Consider the following 19,590-nt stretch of genomic DNA (forward strand, 5'->3'; position numbering starts at 1 on the left):
CTCTCCCTTAATGTTGCATACTGCTAATCGATTTTGGTTCGATCTTTTGAAACTTCTCTTCTTCTATGACATTGATATACGCCATCTGATGGCCCGGGAATCCTTTCATCCGCCACCCATCCATATTGTTGTTGCCGTTATAGATCGGGTCGGCATAGGCTCCCTCCAATGTGGCCTGTCGTAGAAGCCGGAAGAAGAACTCAGAGGATACCCCTTTCATTTCCACTTCATTTTTCTGGAAGGCCGTGATGATTTCATCCATCTGTCCTCCATCTAGATCGACAAAGCTCTTTTGGAAGCGTTTATTCGCTTCTTCATCCATTTTTGCAATCCCTTGCGAGAAAATTTCTGCTCGGGTTAAACGGCTTTGATAGCCCTGTGTCACTTCTCCCGCAAAAAATGGTCCTTGCATATACTCTCTGGCATTACTGCCGTAGTTCCCTGCCAATTGATTGTCAATAAAGTAAGCAACCCCAAGCTTAATAGCACCTGGACCTAAATCATCTTCAGGGAAAATTCTTTCGACAGCCTGCGACAGCACTTGGAAATCATGCGGATTCCTGAAAAACATTAAACCGCGTACGCTGGTCGCATCTGTATGGGTACCGCCTTGTTCCGTTCCTTGCAATGCTTTATCTTCTTTTTTGACGTTATATCCAACTAATCCGCCAATAATTCCTCCGCCAACCAAGGCGCCGGTCGCAATACCCGTTGTTTTCAGGAAATCACGCCTGGATAACCCTTTCTGTTCTTCTGCCATGCTATTTCCTCCTTTATTATGTTTCAAATTACGTAACTACCTATCAGCATGTCCGTGACTCTCCTCTTTTCATACAGAGAAAACATCTTTTTACCAAAATTAATGGAACGTTTCGTCATTATTGTTTTGTTTAGGCAGCTAAAATAGTTACGATAGAGTTACCAATGCATGGAGGCGATACAATTGAAACGCTTACACAACCTTTTTCTCGTTTTCTTATTATTCGGCTGTAGTCAAGATTTTTCTGAAGAAAACCAAGCAGAGATTGTAGCGACTGGCTTGGAGGCCCCATGGTCTATTACATCTGACGGCAATAAGATATTCATAAGTGAACGAGCAGGAACCATTACAAGTGTTGATAAGGATGGGAGCACCAAAAGAGAAGCAGTAAGGTTATCCAAACCATTGTCTACCGTTGCAGAAGCAGGTTTGTTAGGCTTCATCCTGTCACCTGATTTTGAATCGTCCCATTTGGCATACGCCTTTTACACGGCCGATCTGGATGGGGCGCCTAGCAGCAGAATCGTTACTCTTTCCTACGATGGAGCCATGTGGAACGAGCAAGACGTATTGCTTGATGGCATTGAATCTGGCCCGGTTCATCACGGCGGCCGTCTTGCCATCTCTCCAGACGGTATCCTGTTCGCGACTGTAGGGGACGGGGCAAAACCTGAAACAGCACAACATCCTTCGGCATATAATGGAAAAATTTTAGAACGGCAGCCGGACGGCTCATTTCGAATTTTCTCGTTAGGACACCGGAATCCTCAAGGACTTGCATGGGATAAGAAAGGGACACTATATTCGTCAGAACATGGACCATCGGCAAATGATGAAATTAATCTGATTCAAGAAGGATTCAACTATGGGTGGCCGCTTATCGAGGGAGCAGAAACAGCTACAGGCTTGCAGCCGCCGCTGCTTACTTCAGGGAGCGATGAGACATGGGCTCCGTCCGGTATGACGTTTCACCAAAATCTTTTATACGTGGCCACCTTGCGCGGAGAAAAAATTCTTGTTATTGATCTGGAAAAAGAAGAAATTGTTCATTCCATCGAAGGATATGGTCGAATCCGTGATATATATTCGGACGGGGAATATCTATATTTCATTACAAACAACACGGATGGGAGAGGAAATCCGAAGCAGGATGATGACAAGCTGTACAGATTTAAGCCAGATTAAATCCCGCCATAGGTAACCGGAAAATAATCGGCGAGTGCAATCTCGGCGCTTTTGGAGAAATCAGTAAAATTTACTGGAAACAAGTTCACAAATCTTCCAGATGGACGATAGTAAAGTAAAGGAGGGGGAGCGAATTGCTGGGTAAATGGAATGCCACCGGGTTGAACATCATCCGCAACATGTCGATGCATAATAATCAAGTGATGTTATCCATGGAACGGCTTTCAACAGGAAAACGGATCAACCGGGCTGCAGATGATCCGGCTGGACTTGCCATTTCTGAAAGAATGAGAGCCCAGATACGAGGTCTTCAAGTAGCACAACGGAATATCCAAGACGGCATTTCCATGGTGCAAACCGCGGAAGGCGTATTGAATGAAACGCATGCCGTCTTACAAAGGATGCGTGAATTAAGTGTGCAGGCATCAAATGGGACATTATCTGACAAAGACCGCGAGCTGCTCAATCAGGAGTTCCAGCAGTTGAAAGATGAAATTACACGACAGGCAACGCAATCGGAGTTTAATACGAAGCCTTTATTGGATGGCAGCCAAAAATCCATCAAAATTCAGGTAGGGGCGAATGCGGGGCAAACGATCGATTTGGAAATTGGGAATTTAAATAATTTGGGCTTGGACGATGTCTCCATTGCTACCCAAGAAGGAGCAAATAACGCCATTTCCAAGCTGGATAAAGCCATTGACAATGTATCCTCCGAGCGTTCTAAACTGGGAGCCTACGCGAACCGGCTGGAGCATGCATACAACAATGCTATGACCATGGAGGAGAATTTGACAGCCGCCGAATCACGCATACGGGACGTGGATATCGCAAAAGAAATGATGGCTCTGACGAAAGCGAATATTCTGCTCCAGGCGGGACAATATGTATTATCCCTTCATATGCAGCAAGCCCAATCGGTTCTTCAACTTTTAAAGACATAAGAAAAAAGATCAACAGGTTGTCCTTGTTTGACAGCACGTTGATCTTTTGTATTTTTACGCATTACATTCCGTAAAGCGGAAAACGTTCTTCTAAAACGTCCACTTGATCGACCGGCATCTCGATAATATACTCCAGGCTGCCATATGGCTGAACGTCGACTTTTCCTTGTACAAATGGATTATTTGTCACGAGCGCGACCTTTCCATTCGCATGGTTAATTCCTTCCACTGCAAAGCGATACCCTTCGAGCATTGTATACGGAATTACCTCATAGGCCTCTTGCAACTCTTTCAACGATACAGAACGAATTAGTACATGCTCTTTTCCGTTCATCCGTTCAAACCCATTACTTTCCTCAGCAACTTCCTCAGTCTGCAAATAATACTGTCGTTGATAGGATACGAGTGCATATTCTTTTCCATTCCAAATGGCAAAGCGTCCTTTCCGAATCATTCCGTCACCCCCGAATTATTGATTACGTTCATTATACGAATGTACCGATAATTTAGATAGATGATTTAGATGCATTTTACCAAAGTTAACCAGTTAATTGTACCTAAAAAAATGATAGTAATTATAAATTTTACCCTTTTTTCATCTCGTTTAAACATATTTGATGAAGGGTATATAGTAATAACCACAAAAAATGGAGGGATTGCTTATGAAAGACAATGGATTTTCAGATAAGATGAAAGGCGCTGTCAGCAAAGCGAAAGGCGAAGTGAAGGACCAGGTCGGTAATGCTTCGGATGATCCGATGCTCCAAGCAGAAGGAAAATTGGATAAGATGAAAGGCGAAGTGCAAAAGCAGGTCGGCAACATGAAAGACCGTGCAAACAATGATGATAAATGGTAACAACAGGCTGCTGTAAGGCACCTATTGATAAACAACACAAATTGGCTTTGGCCACTTTAATAGATCAGCCGCCAAGACTTCCCTCGGCAAGATAGCCGTTCGAAGCCAAGGCGGCTGTATTTACGCAGTAGAAGTTCCGGTGCCATTGCCAATTTACACGATACTAGCCATAAGAATGCGGCTTTTTTACAATCCCTCTGTATTAAGCCTCGGTACGGTTCCTTCATTATCGTTTCTTGGCTGATAATCCGCATCGTTTTGCAACGACTCACCGCTCTCAGACAATGCCGCCTGGCTGTCGTGTTCCATTTGGACTTTCGCTAATGGATCGCTGTCTATGAATAGGGCAATACCGCCATTTCGGATGTCTTCCTCCACTCGCGCACTCACTTTTTTTGCATCTTCTATCCCAGAGTTGCTTAACAATTGATTATTTTCTTGGCTAATCACCCTCACATAGGACTGACTACGCAACCGCTCTAGCTCATCCTCCCTTTGGGCGACTACATGAATAGCAGATTCCTCATAGCCTTCCGACTTGAGCTGGGTGATCTTATCTAAAGCGACATCAACCGAATGAAATGTCCCGACATATTTCATTTCCATCCTGACACTCTCCTTTTCCTTTTTATTCACTGTACCCCAGTAAAATGGAATTCACACACCGGCATTTCGTCCCGTTGAAATGAAGTTTTCGTACCTCTCGTATATCCTGGTTACCGCTCATTTCTGTGTCTAAACCGATCGTATTTCACAGCAACCGCTTCCATCGCATCGCGGATTCCAGCCACTCGCTTCTGTCCTCCATCGTTCCATTCGATTCCTCTACTCTTGGCAAAGCAAGTCGAAATTAAATGTTTAGACATGATCTGAAAGGTCAATACTTGGAGTATCACCTAAGAGGAGTGTGGATAGATGGACGCGAAAGATCGTGTGGCTAAGGAATTGAATCAAATGGACGCGGAGAAGAAAGAAGATATTCTGGAAAACTTCAATCGCTTTAAAATGTATCTGTCGGATAAAGTAAGCAAAGGCGAGAGCTTAGGCTTGAACGAGGAACAGCTTGCCAAGACGACAGAATTTGTAGCCAATTATTTATCCAAGCACGAAGAACCGCGTAACCGTGAGCAGTATCTTTTGCAGGAATTATGGAATGCCGGCGATAAGGAAGAGCAACATGCGCTTGCGCATATGCTGTTAAAATTAGTTCGCCAAGCATAACATCGAAAGGATGTGGTTTTCATGAATCGAAAGAGAGTTTTTACGGAGCACGACCGGAAGGATGCGGAAGGACCGTATATGGACAATCCGGAAAACATGAAGACGGACAAGGAAAGTATTTACGATATGCATGAAGATATGCAGACGGTCGACACAGTCCCTCTCGAAGATGCCAAAATGGAATGGAACGAAGAAAAGCAGGAGAATCACCATAAGACAAAAAGTGATTCCTCTACTGAAGAAAAATTTCCTGGATAATACAACTAACATAAGAAAGAGCGGCGGATATCCCATTCCGTCGCTCTTTTCTATTCTTTATACTGTTGTCTTGGCCGCATTCCGCCCGGACATGTAGGAGCCGAATAGGACGAGCAAAATGATCAAGAACACTGTCAGTCCCGCCGCCTTCCAAAATGTCGGGTAATCCATGCTTCCCATCAAGATATAAGAGGCATACGTAGAAATCTTCCAAGGCGTCACCGTCCAGTAGGCACCGATGACGGAGTCTAATATCGCCATGATCAATGTCAAGAATAAGCCAAGTGCCGCCACTCCGCCCGTCGGCAGCCAAGCGCTGAGGGCTAACACGATTGACACGACGAAGATGATCCATAAACTGTAGGCGGCGAGAAAGGCGAATACGTCCGCGGCAGGTATGGAACCGAATAATTGGGCCGTATAATACCACCCTGCTAAAAAGCCGACCCAAACACTGGCCAACACGAGGATATTGATCATCGTCCATTTGCTTAGAAAATAGCTTGCATATGAAATAGGCCGTACATATAACAACGTCGCTGTTCCGTTTTTCCGTTCACTCGAAATCGCCCCCATGAATGCAAGCACGATGATCAACAATCCGATTGACTGATATTGTCCCATTAGGGAGACGAGGATCTCTTTTGGCGCGAATTCCGGCCATGGAAAATCCATTCCGTCCGGCATATTCCCAACACTTTTCATGATTTGAGGCAAGAAATGATTGGTCACCGGCTCTATAATTCCGAAGATGATGAAGACGAGAGGAATCCAAAGCAACTTAAAATTCCGGACCTGTTCGCGCCATTCTTTATGAAGCAACACACTAAATCCCTTCATTATTGCACCACCTTCATAAAGATTTCTTCCAGGCTCGCGGACTGTTTCTCCACCTTGCGAACGCCATAACGCCCGCTGCTCAGTAACGCCAGCACGTCCGACATTGAGACTTGCTTCCCAGTCAGATCAATCCAGCCAATCGCACCTGCCAGCTCCACTTTCCACGGAGATGCCTGCTCAAAGCGCTGCGTTTCCTCCGCCCCTTCAAATTCAATACGGATTTTTGGTTCCGCATAACGCTGCCTAAACTCATTGAGAGAACCTTGCTCAATCAACTTTCCATGCTGCATGAACAGGAGCTGATCCGTCATTTCTTCCGCATCGTTCAGAATATGAGTGGAATAAAGGATGGTCGTCTGATGCTGCAATTCCTTCAATAAATTCATGATTTGCCGTCTCCCTACCGGATCAAGGGCGGAAACTGGCTCATCCAGCAACAGGAGTTTTGGTTTGTGAACGATGGCTTGCGCCAAGCCAAGCCGCTGTTTCATCCCACCGGAAAAGGTACCCGTCCGCTTATTCAATGCCTTCCCAAGACCAACGAACTCAAGCGTTTTTTGTGCCTCAGCCCGGGCTTCTCGCGCTCCTAAACCACTGAGCTTGGCCGCCATTTCGGTAAATTCAATTGCTGATAACCAGGGGAAAAACTTTGGATATTGCGGGAGGAAACCAATGTGGGAACGAATTTCCTGATCCGCTGATCCTTCGAATGAAATGCTTCCTTCCGTCTGCGTGACTAAGCCCGCCAGCATCGACAGCGTTGTCGTCTTGCCGGCTCCATTCGGCCCAATCAACGCTGTCGCCGTAAAGGCATCCAATGTAAAACTGACAGCATCGACCGCCTTTTGCTCACCATACCGTTTCGATAAACCCGTTGCTTCTAACAGGACATTCATGCTTGTCGCCTCCCGAATATGAAATATAGAATAGGACCGACAAGATTCAGCAGGAGGATGATGAAAATCCACATGATAAACGGCCCGTTCGTCCGTTGGTTCCGGATTAGGTCAATTAACGCAACAATCATTAGAATCAACTGCAAGCCAAGTATCGGCAAGATGAGATTCCACGGGATATTAGCCAATTCAGCCATTCCCTCACAACCTTTCCTCTATTCTGTATTGTCTTAAGTATAATACGACTGTTCTATTCTGTATATAACAAAATAAAAAAATAAAAAAGAGAGTGACGACAATCCGTCTCTCTCCTGCTTCTTAAAGTTCATGTAATCTCGGCAAAGCGGTCAATGCCCCTTGCTTTGTCGTTGCCAATGCCCCCATTCGATTGGCGAAGCGAATGAATTCTATCCATCCCTTTGGATCTTCCGGTATCCCTTTTGTATAGAGTTCGCGAAGGATGCCTGCCATAAATGCATCTCCCGCTCCTGTCGTATCCACAACTTTGACAGGTTCTACGCCAACGCGATGCTGTTCACCGTCGATGACACCGATCGTGCCCCGTTCGCCTGCTGTGACGAGAATAACAGGAATTTCATAACCGGAAAGCCGCCGGATTCCGCCCTCCACTGTATGGGAACCTGTTAAAAAGGACAGTTCCTCTTCTGTCACTTTCAACAAATCCACATCCGGGAGGAAAGAAGTAATTGTCTCCCTGCACTCCATCTCGCTTTTCCAGCGCTTCAGCCGGATATTGGCATCAAAGGAAAGGAAAAGCCCTCTTTGCTTTGCCATCTTGACGGCTTCCCGAGACGTTCGGAGCGCTGTAGGATGAAACATGGTGCCCGATGCAAAGTGAAAGATAGACGCCTGATCAAATATCTCTTCCTGCAAGTCTTCCGGCTGCACTTGAATATCAGGCGTCTCATCGATATACGAATGGAAAATCCGCTCAAATCCTTCTGTTAAATGAACAATCACACCACTTACCCGCTTGTCCGGAACCCGTTTAGCGAAAGACAAGTCGACGCCTTCTTCTTCTATCTTCTTCCTGACATCGGATGAGGTATCATCATCCCCAGTCACCGTTATATAAGATGCCGGAACGCCGAGCCTTGATATTCCAACTGCCACGTTGACAGTCGTTCCGCCCACATGCGTCGTAAAGGTTCGATTTGTTGCGTCATCTGCTACATAATCAACGAACGCATCACCATACACTACTACTCGTTTCATGCCACAATAACTCCCTTTCTTTTCATTTTCATTATACAAAATAAGTACCTGACTCATCACCTGAAATCCATACCAGTGCTGTGACATTCTTCGCGCCTTTGAATAAACTAAAATAACTATTTTTTTGAGTCTATGCATACTTGCAAGTCAGTTAGGGTATAGATTGATATGTATTATGCATTCCGCTATCTTGGCGGGAACTTCATCATGACAAGGAGGTACAATCGATGGATATCATCCTCGCGGCTTTCGATACGCTCATTATCCTGTTGTACATCACATTGATCGCATTTATTACGCCCATCTTAATGAAAGTCTTGCAAAAAAGGAACTACGATATATTTTTTCAATTGATTCCTGTCTTTATTCTCACATTCGTTACGAGTCTTGCCATCTTTCTTGGAACAGGCGGATTCGAAGAGTCGCTCCTATTTTTCCAGCTGACGACCATTATCTCGCTCGTCCTGATCGGCATTCTTTTATTCGTAACGCTCGCCATGAAGAAGTTATGGCACCAGCAGTATGAAAAAATGTTGGATTGGATTATTACATTCAAGACAGAACGAAGCTTCTCGCTAAAATAAGCGGGGAGTTTTTTAGTTTGATTCCATCTTCTGCCGCGTTACAATATTTGTATTACATAACGGAAAGAAGCGTGGTCAGATGGCACTTCATGAACGGTTTTATTACCAAGACGCATATCAGAAGGAATTTACAGCGGAAGTTTTGCGGCAAGCGGAGGACGAGAATGGCCGGCCTTATGTCGTCCTTTCCAATACGGCCTTCTATCCGACCGGCGGCGGGCAGCCTCATGACACGGGCTCAATCCAGAGGATAGCCGTTGTGGATGTGGAAGAAGTCGACAGCGAGATCCGTCATTACCTGGCCGAACCACTTCAAGAAGCTGTTCAGGTGGAAGGGGTTATCGATTGGGAGCGACGCTTTGATCATATGCAACAGCATGCGGGCCAGCATATTTTAACCGCCTCCTTCGTAGAATTGTTCGGATTCCCTACAGTCAGTTTCCACCTAGGAAAAGAGCTTGTCAGCATCGATCTGGATGTTGAAGAGGTAACGGAGGAACAATTGCGTGCAGCAGAACGGCTGGCCAACGACATCCTGCTAAACAACCGGCCGATCGAAACGAAATGGGTAACGGAGGAAGAACTGGACCAATACGCTTTGCGCAAACAACTGGCTGTCACCGATGAGATCCGTCTCGTCATCATCCCTGATTTTGATTATAACGGCTGTGGGGGAACTCATCCGAAATCGACAGGAGAAGTCGGTCTCATTTCGATTCTTGGCACAGAAAAACAAAAACGGAAAACCCGAGTCCATTTCGTTTGCGGCGGACGGGTGCTTAAACAGCTTCATAAGAAAAATGCGGAGCTGCGGGAGGCATCCCAGTTATTAAGTGCCCCAGAGGATGGTGTCAGCGAAGCCATTGCAAAACTGCAATCCTCCCATCACATTCTCGAAAAATCATTGGAAGATGCGAACGAGACGTTATTAGCTGTCGAAGCGAAAGAGCTGGCGGATTCCAAAGAGGAGACATCTGTCATCAAGGCGGCTTTCACTAACCGGACCGTTCAGGAATTGCAAAAACTGGCGCGGCTCATCGCCCAGGAAGATGAATCTGCAATTGTTTTCCTCGTGGCAAAAAATGATACGAAGCTTCAATTCGTTGCAGCACGAGGTGCGGCTGTTTCGACTAGCATGAAACAAGTCGCTTCCGGCGTACTTCCTCTCCTAAATGGAAAAGGGGGCGGCAACGATGCATTCGTCCAAGGCGGCGGCGAGCGCACAATGCTGGCGGATGAACTGCTTGAAGCTATGGAGAAGACAATCTTGCAATAAATCCCTAAAACAGGCGGCCTGGATATCCAGGACCGCCTTTTTTTACTCTTTTCCTAACACTTCGTTCCAGTCAATTGTGCCGTCTTTGATCTGATCGCGTCGTTCTTTATTCATAATATCAGTCGGCCGATCGCCTTTTGGCCAATCTTTGTCATGATTCTTCCATTCCGGGCGATCCTTTGACAGTATAAAAGCTGCCAAGTCACTCGCCTCTTGGTCTGTCAAAGTGCCTGCCTGGCCTACAGGCATGTTATTTTGAATATATCCGGCCATTTTGGACATACGCGCAATTCCTGCTCCATCATTGAATGAACCATCTCCCCAAAGGGCAGGACCTGTATTCGAGCCTGTACCTGTGCCATCCCCTGCATGGCAGGCGATTCAAGAACATTTTCAGTATTCTTCTCCATTTTTCCAATTCACTTGATACCACTCGGCTCTTTCCAAACTTCACAGAGACGTAATGTTACTGTCACAAACAACAGGGTATAGATATAGTGATAGACGTTCACTAGAATCCAATTTGGAAAGGGGAATCTTTATGCGGAAAAAGCTATTATTCATTTCCGATCATGGCGATCCGCTGGCAGCCCTAGGTGGTGAACAAGCAGGCGGACAAAACAACTATGTAAAACAACTGGCCCTGGCACTTGATCAAACAGGACATCAAGTCGATGTAATTACACATTGGGCAGATGAATCAAAACCACATACTGAATCATTTGGCAATCGATGCCGTGTCATTCGCATCGCTGGTGGCAAGAAAGGATACGTGCCAAAAAGCGATTTGTATGACTTGCTTCCTGACTTTTACGCAGAAATGTGTGAGACGATCGATCCGTCGTCATATGACGCCATGCATACCCATTATTGGCTTTCCGGCCTGCTCGGCTTAAACATGGTCAAAGATTACGGGTTGCCGTGGATCCATACGTCCCACTCACTCGGAATTGCGAAAGCGCAAGCGACAGGTCAGCGCGAGCAAGAGCGCCTTCAGGCGGAACGTGTCATCTTGGAGCATGCAGACACAATTGTCGCTACTACTAAAACGGAGCGGAATCTAATCCAAGGATTTGTGACGGACCCCGCACCAATCCAAGTGATTCCGATCGGGGTTGATAAAAGCTTTGAATCAAAAGCTTTTTCTACACAAAGCGACTCCCCCTATTTCGCTTTTGCCGGTCGCTTGGAATCGACAAAAGGGATCTTCACACTTATCCGCGCTTTTCGTTTATTAAAAGAAAAAAACGAACTTTCTACATCTACAAAGCTCGTGATTGCGGGAGGCGACACGAACAAAGTGGATCCACAGAACAAAACACCCATCTGCCCTAAATTAAAAAAAGCAGTCAATGGAGTGGAAGATCATATCCTATTCGTAGGCGCACGCACCCAATCCCAATTGGCTCAATTGTTTAATGGAGCAACGGCTGTTGTCGTTCCTTCCACATACGAATCCTTCGGCATGGTTGCTGCGGAAGCGCAAGCGTGCGGCTGTCCTGTCATCGCATCAGCTGTTGGCGGATTAAAAGACGTCGTACAACATCGGGAAACAGGCCTCCATGTGGAACGGGAAAACCCCTTGCAACTGGCTCGCGCGATGAAGTTCTTAGCAGCCAATCAAGAGTTCGCCCGCCTGCTTGGACGAAAAGCCGCTTCTTTTGCTAGGCGGGAGTTTAATTGGCCAACCGTTGCCAAGAAGATGGACAACATTTATGAGGTGGTCATACGTGAAACAGAAAAAATTTATGCTGGCGACTGATTTGGATGGAACGCTTGTCGGAAACGAGGAGGGGCTTGCAGATTTGCTTGCTTATTACGACGGAGCACCTTATGAGGTGGCCCTTGTATATGTAACGGGGCGACATCTCGACTCTGCCAAATCGTTGATCAAAGAAGTATCCTTGCCTATCCCGGACCTGCTCATTACAGATGTCGGGACTGCTATCTACCATCACGATGGCGAAGACTCCGATTGGAAGCAGAAAATGAATGAGCATTGGCTGCCTGATCGGATTGTCGAGATTGCCACTGACTTCCCGGAGCTAAAGCGGCAGCAGCTTCCGAACGATTACCGCGTATCCTATACGGTAGATAGCAATCCTAGCGCGGCAGGGAAGTTTAAGAAGAGACTAGAACAGGAGGGAATCCCCCATACGTTCATCTTCAGCTCCAATCGGGACATCGATGTGCTGCCGCCTTCTTCCGGGAAAGGACGGGCACTGAAGTATGTCATCGAGCGCTATGCGGCTCCAGATGTCAAGCTGCTCATCGCAGGCGATTCAGGAAATGACATTGACATGTTGTCGCTCGGACACCCTGCTGTTATTGTCGGAAACGCCCAGCCGGAGTTGCTTGATATGGTCGATCATCCCAATCTGTTCCGTGCCAAAACCCATTGCGCCGCCGGTATCCATGAGGCATGGGTGCATTTTTATGATAAAAAAGACAAGCACGCATAGGGAAACCTATACATGCTTGTCTCTTTTGATTAATACGCTCTTGCAAACCAAACCGTATGCTTCGCTTCTTTACCACAGTTAATACATACATGTTTTTCTGCAGGCGGGTTGAATGGAATATTGCGCGTCGTGAATTTTGTTTCTTCTTTCACATGCTCTTCACACGCATCATCTCCACACCAGCCGGCAAGGATCCATCCAGGGATCTCCCCTTTTTCTTGAGAGCTGGCAATATGCTCTTTTAGCTCCGACAATTTGTCGATATGCGTGTGGGAGTGCTCTTCCCGGAATTTCCGTGCTTTTTCAAGCAGGCGCGTTTGCATCGTTTCGAGTTCTTGTTCGATGCGTTCTACGACATTCGCAAGATCGACTGCTACTTTATCCGCTTCATCACGAGCCTTCATCAATGCCTGGTTATTCTCCAGGTCACGCGGACCAAGCTCCAGACGGACCGGTACTCCTTTTAATTCCCACTCATTGAACTTGAAGCCAGGAGATTGATCGGAATCATCCAGACGGACGCGGATGCCTTTCGCTTTCAGTGCCGCGTAAACCTCATCCAGCTTCTCCATGATCGCCGGATTTTTCTTCCACGGACCGACCGGAATCAAAATAACCTGCGTTGGTGCAATGCGCGGCGGCAAGACTAATCCTTGCTCATCCCCATGCACCATGATGACCGATCCGATGAGACGAGTGGACGTTCCCCATGATGTCGTATGAACGTACTCATGACGATTTTCTTTCGTTAAATACTTAATATCAAATGCTTCCGCGAATTTTGTGCCTAAGTAATGGGAAGTCCCGGCTTGAACTGCCTTGCCGTCCTTCATCATTGCTTCAATGGAATACGTATCGACTGCTCCCGCAAAACGCTCGGATGGCGTCTTTTGACCATCATAAACAGGAATAGCAAGAAGTCCTTCGACTACTTCCTTATAGATGTTCAGCATTTGCATCGTCTCTTGGCGTGCTTCCTCTTCATCCACATGAGCTGTGTGCCCTTCCTGCCATAGGAATTCAGACGTCCGGATGAACGGCAGCGTCTTTTTCTCCCAACGGAAGACGTTCGCCCACTGGTTGATCAAAACCGGAAGATCGCGGTAGCTCTTAATCCAATCGGAATACAAATGACCGATCATCGTCTCGGACGTCGGACGGAGTGCCAGCCGCTCCTCCAATTTCTCACCTGCCGCCTCAGTTACCCAAGGAAGCTCTGGCGAGAAGCCTTCGATATGGTCCTTCTCTTTTTGGAAAAACGATTCAGGAATCAACATCGGGAAATACGCATTGCGATGACCCGTTTCCTTGAAACGGCGGTTCATCTCTTCCTGAATATGCTCCCAAATCTCAAAGCCATCCGGTTTGAATGCGATACATCCACGAACTGGTGTATAGTCCATCAAATCTGCCTTTTGGATCGTATCAATGTACCATTTTGAAAAATCATTTTGTTGATTGCTCAAAAGTATAACCTCCTTCTGCATAATAAAAAGCGCAAAGACGTCCTATAAAAAAGGACGTCTTTGCGCTGGGTCGACGTGGTACCACCTTTGTTCGGCCTATGGTTGCCATAAGCCCTCAAACGTTTCGTAACGGAACGACCCGGTCATGTTTGCATGACATCTCCGTGGTAGGTTTCAATGAAAAGCGGTGGCATAACTCTCAGCAATCGCTATGCTTTCTGTATCACAATTTCCATCTACTCGGCCACTTCATGGATTTCATATTGACTCTACTATACCAAATAGGATTGTCATATACAATCGCGTTTATACAGTTGTGCAAATATCGTCAAAATAGGCAGACAGTGATTGATTGCGCCCCGCCTCATGCCACTCGTGATAAAGTCGGAACACCTGCTGGACATCCCCATGATGAAACTCAACGATGTCTTTCACCTTCAAAAAGCTGCGCCAGTAATCGAACATAATGCTTGATATCGATCCTGCATATGTACCCGCTCCGAAGTCATCCAATGAATGACCGCCATACTGTTCCTGAAAAGTTTTTACAAGAGTACCTTCCACTTTCGTCAATTCATTGAAATAGTCTTCGCCAAGAAAACGTCGCGGCAAATAAAAGCACATGCCCTCCTCAAACCAGATCGAATCTTCCCGGTCATCATCAAATTCGTCCAAAAACAGCTCACTATGATGAGTCAATTCATGTGCCAGAATTTCAAACAGATGATCCTCGCCAAATTTCTCATAATAAGACTTGATCCCAGGCAACTCGTTCCCATCCAATTGAAGCAACATCAAGTCCCGCCATTGCTCAAGCTCCGGTGATAGGTAAATGAACTCCTCATTCGTATATGCTGGAATCGGAAGAGCGGAAAAAACAGTCGTCGCCAGTTCTGCGGATGTCCACATAACAGCTTTCGGTGTTTCCTCCAGTTGATAGGAGGACCGCAGTACTTCCTCGTATTTCCCCAGCCTTTCCATTTGGCGTTTGATCAGAGCTGCATGCTGTTCGCATTCCTCCGCAGTTTCAAAGCATAAGATAGATTTCATGAAACATTCCCCCTCTTTATACAAACATTCTAGCAGACGGATTCACATTAATTCATACAGTTGCTTTTCCGATGCCGCTCTTCTATACTTTTTACACAAAATGTTTTTTCGTTACTTATTAATGGGAGGTTTTATATATGTTGAAAACTACAGTATTTGAACAGTTGAAAACGGCTATGAGAGAGAAAGATACGTTATCAAAAGGCGTGCTCACTTTATTGAAATCGGCGCTTGACCTGACTGAGAAAGAAAAAGGGGCTCCGCTCACAGAGGAAGAAGAAACAGCGATCGTCAATCGGGAAATCAAACAAACTAACCAGGCGCTTGAAGGAGCACAAAGTGCACAGCGGGATGATTTGATCGAACAGGAAAAAGCAAAATTGACCCTGTTGAAATCATTTTTGCCAAAGCAATTAACTGAGGAAGAAGTCGCAGCTTTATTGACAGAAGCGGGTGTTTCCCAAGGAATGAATATGGGCGATGCGATGAAAATCGCCAAACCATTGCTCGCGGGCAAGACAGATGGCGCCACCATGTCAAAAGTGGTGAAGAGCTTAATTCAATAAGAAGTTGAAGTCCCCTGCTGTAGGCAGGGGATTTTTTGTATAAAAAAAGGGAACTGAAGCTGCTCCCTTTTCATCGCCGGCTTTCCGTCCTGATTCCGGCGACCGAGCAGCAGGACGAGGAAATTGTCCCCATGTCAGTCAGCTGCAGAAACAGGTGTCCTCCTTCTCTTACCAAACAACGTAGTCAGAAATAAAACACCAAGGAACAAAGCGTACAAGAAGAGATAACTTACTTCCGTATCGAGCTCCAAGAAAAAGCCGCCTAATATTGGGCCTGATAAACTGCCAATGCTAAAGAAGATGCCACACAGCAAGTTGCCTGTAGGCAGGAGCGATTTTGGCGTCAAATCGGACATGTAGGAAACACCTAGCGAAAAGACAGAACCTGCGAACAAGCCCGCCATGAAAAACATGACCATGACGAGGACCGCATGATCTCCTACCAAGCCGGCTCCCAGAAAAGACAAGCTGCCGCCGCCAAATGCCACTAATAAAACGGGCTTCCGTCCAATTTTATCCGACAACATACCAAGTGGAATCTGCGTCAGTATGCCGCCGAGCGCAAAAGCAGGAATGATCAGGGAGACCATCGAAAGAGGAATTCCATTGCGCAGAGCGTAAACGGGATACATCGCATTGAGCGAGGATTCCAAAAAGCCGAAGCCAAACGGCCCAAGAAAAGCAATGCCTGAGATCAGGATTGTCGCCTTAAATTGGGAACCGGGATGTCCCTTCGCAACCTCTCCAGGCAATACGTCCGGAAAATCATTGGGCAAGAGGAAAACAGAAGACCACACTAGAACGCTCAAACCGGCCGACACAATGAACGGCAAACCTTCAAAAATATCAACGAGCGGTACAAACATAGGTCCGATTGCAAAACCAAGCCCGACTGATAGGCCATAGATGGATATGCTCCGGCCTAATTTATGCTGGGGTACGGTGCTGGTCAACCACGTCTGCGTCGCAAAGTGGAGAGAATGGTCCCCAATTCCGACTAGCATGCGGAGGACAAACCAAAAGACAACATTCTTCCACAGTGGAAACGCCAGCAACGATACCAGCAAGCAAAGACCGCCAAAAATGATAATTGGCTTATACCCATATTTCCTCAGCGGCGCCTCCATGAACGGGGAGACGAGCAGCGTCCCTATGTACAATCCGGTCGCATTCAGACCGTTCAACGTACTCGAGATCCCTTCCCTTTCAAAGATGGTCGAAATCAGCGGAAGCAGCATGCCCTGCGAAAAACCCGCGACCGACACGATGAGAACAAGCACCCAGAAGCGATGCCGTTCAACCATTTGATGAATATGTATGACAGACTCCCCCCTGCTACCGAAACGCTATACCACATCGTACCATAAGTCAGGTACGTCAAAAAGACGGCGCTGGGTAACGAATCTATGAATCGGTTTGCTTATTCTATCTTTTTGTAAAATGAAACAGGAGATTCGCCAAATCCATTGGGTTTGACGCCAAATTAACCGGCAAACGCGCCAAATCCGGCCATCCATGCGCCAAATTAACTCGCAGCCCCGCCAAATCCGACCACCTACACGCCAAATAACCCCGCAAATCCGCCAAATCCACACGACAAACCCATAAAATGAACAATGGTGAGCGCTCAATTTAGGCGCTCACCATTGTTAAAGCTCCAAGGGGAAATTTCCTGGAACTTCGGTTTCATATTATGCACTTGAATAATGTACATATTAAAATATAAAAATACAATTTTCTATTATGCAGAAAATCCCACGCAAAAAAGCCACCATACGGCGGCTTTTGTTTTGGGCGAATCATCTTCTCTGAAATTCAATGTCATTATTAGTCAGTTTCTCTCTAATTGCATTATGCAGTAGCCGGACATGCTCGGTCTCCGGGAGCGAAATGACATCTCCATCGATAAAATGGAAATCGAACTTCGGGAAACCTCCTTCTTTTGGAAATTCCCGGTATGTTACCACTTCCACCTCACTCCATGGATACCGTTGTTCAGACGCAAACATTCCACGCTTAAAGGATACATCATCCGTTGACACGCCCACATAATGCTGGGTCCCCTCGGCCATGAATAGAATGCATAATAACACACTGACGACACTGATCCACTTTGAAGTTTTATTTAGGCGCAATAAAAATAGTATGAAACAAGCAATGAATAAGAACAGAAGGCCAATTCCGTAGAATAGATAGGCTTTCGCTGGTGGAAGCACTACCCATGAGTCTGATACCCCATGCATGGAAATGGCGATAAATATAGGGGCCGCTATTAGAAATATGGGTGATAACAGAAAAACTCCGAACGTAATAGCCATCATTACATGGCGGGGCTCATTCTGATCCAACATATCCTCACCTCCCTGTAATGATACGGATGAAAAGTGAAATAGTTACAATTCATTTTAAATTTAATTAATTGAATACGAAGTTAGAAAGTAAGTATTACTTGTGTTATATTGTTATTGATAATGATTTTCATTTTCAATAAAAGATAGGGGTATGAGAAGTGAAAGGGAAGAATCCAGTAGAGCAAGCCATTATCAGCCGTAGAACGATTAAAGCATTCAAACCAGACCCGGTCGACGTTGAAGAAATTATAGAATTACTGAACGTTGCAAAGTGGGCACCAAACCATAAGCTGACGGAGCCATGGCGTTTTCAATTGTATACGGGAGAAGGAAAAGATAAATTCGTCCAAGCCTATGTTGATTCACAAACTAAAGCAGATGGAGACATTCCAGAGAAAGTGCAGCGAAAATCCGAGTACTTCCGCAATATCCCCCTCCATCTCGTTGTCATTATGCCCGAAGACCCGCGGCAAAGAAGATGGGATGAAGATTATGGCGCCGTCTCTACCATGATCCAAAACTTCCAGCTTGCAGCATGGGAACGTGGTATTGGCATGATCTGGCGCTCCAATGATTGGATTTACGATCCTGTCTTCCGAGAAGCGATCGGTGTCCAGCCGGGCGAAAAAGTTGTAGCGACACTGATGATCGGCTATCCAAAGCATATTCCGAACCCGCAAGAACGGACTGACATTCGTGAACGGCTAATGATTATCGACAATTGACAAGAAACCGCGTCTTCGAACAATCGCGCCCTACCAGACGATTGTTTCAGTAATATTATTAAAGAACATTTACTTATAATTAAAGGTGTGTTTCCAAATTAGAAACACACCTATTTTAAAAAAAATATTTAGACCTGTTTATTTACCTTCGTATATACAACAACTTTATATTCAAGTCTTGTTTTATTCACTTTATTACCCTGTTCTCCAAAATAGAATGTGAGAAGCTTTTTTGCTTCTTCAACAGTATCAAAAACAAATTCCGTATCTATTATCTCGTATTTAAACCCTCGCTCTACCCACTTAGATACAGGGTTTGAAATATCATTTGGTGAAAAACTACAAAACTCATCGTTACCGTAATTATCCACTATGATAATAAGCCCTTCGTTTTTGACAACTCTTTCAATTTCGTTTAATCCTTCATCAATATCTGTAATTCCATCGAAAAAGAATGCCCAAGTAGAATACATCGCATCAAAGGTATTTGAATGAAATGGTATCGACTGAGCAACACCATTAGACCAAGCCAAATCCTTACTTAGATCAATCATCTTTTCATCTGGTTCCATAGGAATTACAATACGATTTTCGTGTACTAACTTTTCTGCAGTATATCCATTTCCTGCACCAATGTCTATAACTATACCATTAGGTAAAAATGAATCTAAATACTGAATAACCTTTCCGTCTCTATCCATACATCTTCTTTCTATTTCAAATAGATCAGGTTTTATTCCACCATAAAAGGGAATTATTTTTGTGTTTATATCATTTATCATTGTTAGCCTCCTAATATTTAATTATTTCTGGAAGGCTAAATCCCATAGTTTCTCCACTGTTTTGAACCTCCTTCAAATTTCTATGCAAGGTATTTTTACTCCTACAGTATTTGTATTTTAAGAATTATCTT

Annotated in this window: 23 protein-coding genes, 1 pseudogene and 1 other annotated feature; of the genes and pseudogenes, 11 read left to right on the forward strand and 13 right to left on the reverse strand. The window is 45.4% G+C overall.

Going from position 1 to position 19,590, the window contains the following annotated elements; translation table 11 throughout:
- Window positions 1-7: 7 nt before the first annotated feature.
- Complete coding sequence (locus tag NCCP2222_RS11415) at window positions 8-760, reverse strand: gluconate 2-dehydrogenase subunit 3 family protein (protein WP_248512459.1); 753 nt, start codon at window positions 758-760, stop codon at window positions 8-10.
- 183 nt (window positions 761-943) lie between these two features.
- On the opposite strand from NCCP2222_RS11415, the gene NCCP2222_RS11420 reads away from it, so the two are divergent.
- Window positions 944-1,945, forward strand: a complete 1,002-nt coding sequence (locus NCCP2222_RS11420) for a PQQ-dependent sugar dehydrogenase (protein WP_248512460.1) — start codon at window positions 944-946, stop codon at window positions 1,943-1,945.
- Between the two features lie 134 nt (window positions 1,946-2,079).
- A complete protein-coding gene (locus tag NCCP2222_RS11425) occupies window positions 2,080-2,889 on the forward strand; it encodes a flagellin N-terminal helical domain-containing protein (protein WP_282570694.1) in 810 nt (269 codons plus the stop codon).
- A gap of 61 nt (window positions 2,890-2,950) precedes the next feature.
- Here the strand turns inward: NCCP2222_RS11425 and NCCP2222_RS11430 are convergent, their stop codons facing one another.
- On the reverse strand, window positions 2,951-3,343 hold the full coding sequence (locus tag NCCP2222_RS11430) for a hypothetical protein (protein ID WP_248512461.1): 393 nt from the start codon (window positions 3,341-3,343) through the stop codon (window positions 2,951-2,953).
- 208 nt (window positions 3,344-3,551) lie between these two features.
- On the opposite strand from NCCP2222_RS11430, the gene NCCP2222_RS11435 reads away from it, so the two are divergent.
- Entirely contained in the window at window positions 3,552-3,746 is a 195-nt protein-coding gene (locus NCCP2222_RS11435; RefSeq protein ID WP_248512462.1) for a CsbD family protein, read from the forward strand.
- A 186-nt stretch (window positions 3,747-3,932) separates the two neighbouring features.
- On the opposite strand, the gene NCCP2222_RS11440 is transcribed toward NCCP2222_RS11435, so the two are convergent.
- Window positions 3,933-4,352 (reverse strand): general stress protein, encoded by a 420-nt coding sequence (locus NCCP2222_RS11440; RefSeq protein WP_248512463.1) that lies wholly within the window; start codon window positions 4,350-4,352, stop codon window positions 3,933-3,935.
- Between the two features lie 309 nt (window positions 4,353-4,661).
- On the opposite strand from NCCP2222_RS11440, the gene NCCP2222_RS11445 reads away from it, so the two are divergent.
- Both NCCP2222_RS11445 and NCCP2222_RS11450 read left to right on the forward strand, forming a co-directional pair.
- A complete protein-coding gene (locus NCCP2222_RS11445; protein ID WP_248512465.1) occupies window positions 4,662-4,967 on the forward strand; it encodes a DUF3243 domain-containing protein in 306 nt (101 codons plus the stop codon).
- Between the two features lie 21 nt (window positions 4,968-4,988).
- On the forward strand, window positions 4,989-5,225 hold the full coding sequence (locus tag NCCP2222_RS11450) for a hypothetical protein (protein ID WP_184211789.1): 237 nt from the start codon (window positions 4,989-4,991) through the stop codon (window positions 5,223-5,225).
- 57 nt (window positions 5,226-5,282) lie between these two features.
- Here the strand turns inward: NCCP2222_RS11450 and NCCP2222_RS11455 are convergent, their stop codons facing one another.
- The 4 genes from NCCP2222_RS11455 to NCCP2222_RS11470 form a co-directional block, all read right to left on the reverse strand.
- Entirely contained in the window at window positions 5,283-6,065 is a 783-nt protein-coding gene (locus NCCP2222_RS11455; protein WP_248512467.1) for an ABC transporter permease, read from the reverse strand.
- Window positions 6,065-6,961, reverse strand: coding sequence for an ABC transporter ATP-binding protein (locus NCCP2222_RS11460; RefSeq protein ID WP_248512468.1), 897 nt, complete (start codon window positions 6,959-6,961; stop codon window positions 6,065-6,067). The genes NCCP2222_RS11455 and NCCP2222_RS11460 overlap by 1 nt, the downstream gene beginning before the upstream one ends.
- Complete coding sequence (locus NCCP2222_RS11465; RefSeq protein WP_238078975.1) at window positions 6,958-7,158, reverse strand: PLDc N-terminal domain-containing protein; 201 nt, start codon at window positions 7,156-7,158, stop codon at window positions 6,958-6,960. The genes NCCP2222_RS11460 and NCCP2222_RS11465 overlap by 4 nt, the downstream gene beginning before the upstream one ends.
- Before the next feature lie 121 nt (window positions 7,159-7,279).
- On the reverse strand, window positions 7,280-8,197 hold the full coding sequence (locus tag NCCP2222_RS11470; protein ID WP_248512469.1) for a carbohydrate kinase family protein: 918 nt from the start codon (window positions 8,195-8,197) through the stop codon (window positions 7,280-7,282).
- A 227-nt stretch (window positions 8,198-8,424) separates the two neighbouring features.
- Between NCCP2222_RS11470 and NCCP2222_RS11475 the strand changes: the two genes are divergently transcribed.
- A complete protein-coding gene (locus NCCP2222_RS11475; RefSeq protein ID WP_248512470.1) occupies window positions 8,425-8,781 on the forward strand; it encodes a hypothetical protein in 357 nt (118 codons plus the stop codon).
- Window positions 8,782-8,860: 79 nt separating this feature from the next.
- Window positions 8,861-10,057: an alanyl-tRNA editing protein gene (locus NCCP2222_RS11480; RefSeq protein ID WP_248512471.1), complete on the forward strand. Its 1,197-nt coding sequence runs from the start codon at window positions 8,861-8,863 to the stop codon at window positions 10,055-10,057.
- Between the two features lie 42 nt (window positions 10,058-10,099).
- Here the strand turns inward: NCCP2222_RS11480 and NCCP2222_RS11485 are convergent.
- Window positions 10,100-10,438 (reverse strand): annotated as a pseudogene (locus NCCP2222_RS11485) (c-type cytochrome); the annotation flags it as partial.
- A 160-nt stretch (window positions 10,439-10,598) separates the two neighbouring features.
- Here NCCP2222_RS11485 and NCCP2222_RS11490 point away from each other — a divergent pair.
- Both NCCP2222_RS11490 and NCCP2222_RS11495 read left to right on the forward strand, forming a co-directional pair.
- A complete protein-coding gene (locus tag NCCP2222_RS11490) occupies window positions 10,599-11,819 on the forward strand; it encodes a glycosyltransferase (RefSeq protein ID WP_248512473.1) in 1,221 nt (406 codons plus the stop codon).
- Window positions 11,788-12,519 (forward strand): HAD-IIB family hydrolase, encoded by a 732-nt coding sequence (locus tag NCCP2222_RS11495; RefSeq protein ID WP_248512475.1) that lies wholly within the window; start codon window positions 11,788-11,790, stop codon window positions 12,517-12,519. Before NCCP2222_RS11490 ends, NCCP2222_RS11495 begins: the two co-directional genes overlap by 32 nt.
- A gap of 29 nt (window positions 12,520-12,548) precedes the next feature.
- Here NCCP2222_RS11495 and proS read toward each other — a convergent pair whose 3' ends face one another.
- Window positions 12,549-14,006, reverse strand: a complete 1,458-nt coding sequence (gene proS, locus NCCP2222_RS11500; protein ID WP_248512477.1) for a proline--tRNA ligase — start codon at window positions 14,004-14,006, stop codon at window positions 12,549-12,551.
- A gap of 26 nt (window positions 14,007-14,032) precedes the next feature.
- Window positions 14,033-14,247, reverse strand: a binding site (T-box leader).
- A gap of 44 nt (window positions 14,248-14,291) precedes the next feature.
- On the reverse strand, window positions 14,292-15,035 hold the full coding sequence (locus NCCP2222_RS11505; RefSeq protein WP_248512479.1) for a hypothetical protein: 744 nt from the start codon (window positions 15,033-15,035) through the stop codon (window positions 14,292-14,294).
- 137 nt (window positions 15,036-15,172) lie between these two features.
- Here NCCP2222_RS11505 and NCCP2222_RS11510 point away from each other — a divergent pair, with 137 nt between their 5' ends.
- A complete protein-coding gene (locus tag NCCP2222_RS11510) occupies window positions 15,173-15,601 on the forward strand; it encodes a GatB/YqeY domain-containing protein (protein WP_248512481.1) in 429 nt (142 codons plus the stop codon).
- 134 nt (window positions 15,602-15,735) lie between these two features.
- Here NCCP2222_RS11510 and NCCP2222_RS11515 read toward each other — a convergent pair whose 3' ends face one another.
- Entirely contained in the window at window positions 15,736-16,905 is a 1,170-nt protein-coding gene (locus NCCP2222_RS11515; RefSeq protein ID WP_248512483.1) for an MFS transporter, read from the reverse strand.
- 495 nt (window positions 16,906-17,400) lie between these two features.
- Window positions 17,401-17,952, reverse strand: coding sequence for a hypothetical protein (locus tag NCCP2222_RS11520; protein WP_248512486.1), 552 nt, complete (start codon window positions 17,950-17,952; stop codon window positions 17,401-17,403).
- A gap of 158 nt (window positions 17,953-18,110) precedes the next feature.
- Here NCCP2222_RS11520 and NCCP2222_RS11525 point away from each other — a divergent pair, with 158 nt between their 5' ends.
- Entirely contained in the window at window positions 18,111-18,677 is a 567-nt protein-coding gene (locus NCCP2222_RS11525; RefSeq protein ID WP_248512488.1) for a nitroreductase family protein, read from the forward strand.
- Window positions 18,678-18,805: 128 nt separating this feature from the next.
- Here the strand turns inward: NCCP2222_RS11525 and NCCP2222_RS11530 are convergent, their stop codons facing one another.
- Window positions 18,806-19,459 carry a class I SAM-dependent methyltransferase gene (locus tag NCCP2222_RS11530; protein ID WP_248512490.1) on the reverse strand — a complete coding sequence of 218 codons (654 nt, stop codon included), beginning with the start codon at window positions 19,457-19,459 and terminating at the stop codon, window positions 18,806-18,808.
- Between the last annotated feature and the right edge of the window lie 131 nt (window positions 19,460-19,590).

Source organism: Sporosarcina sp. NCCP-2222, assembly GCF_023168145.1.
Taxonomy (GTDB): Bacteria; Bacillota; Bacilli; order Bacillales_A; family Planococcaceae; genus Sporosarcina.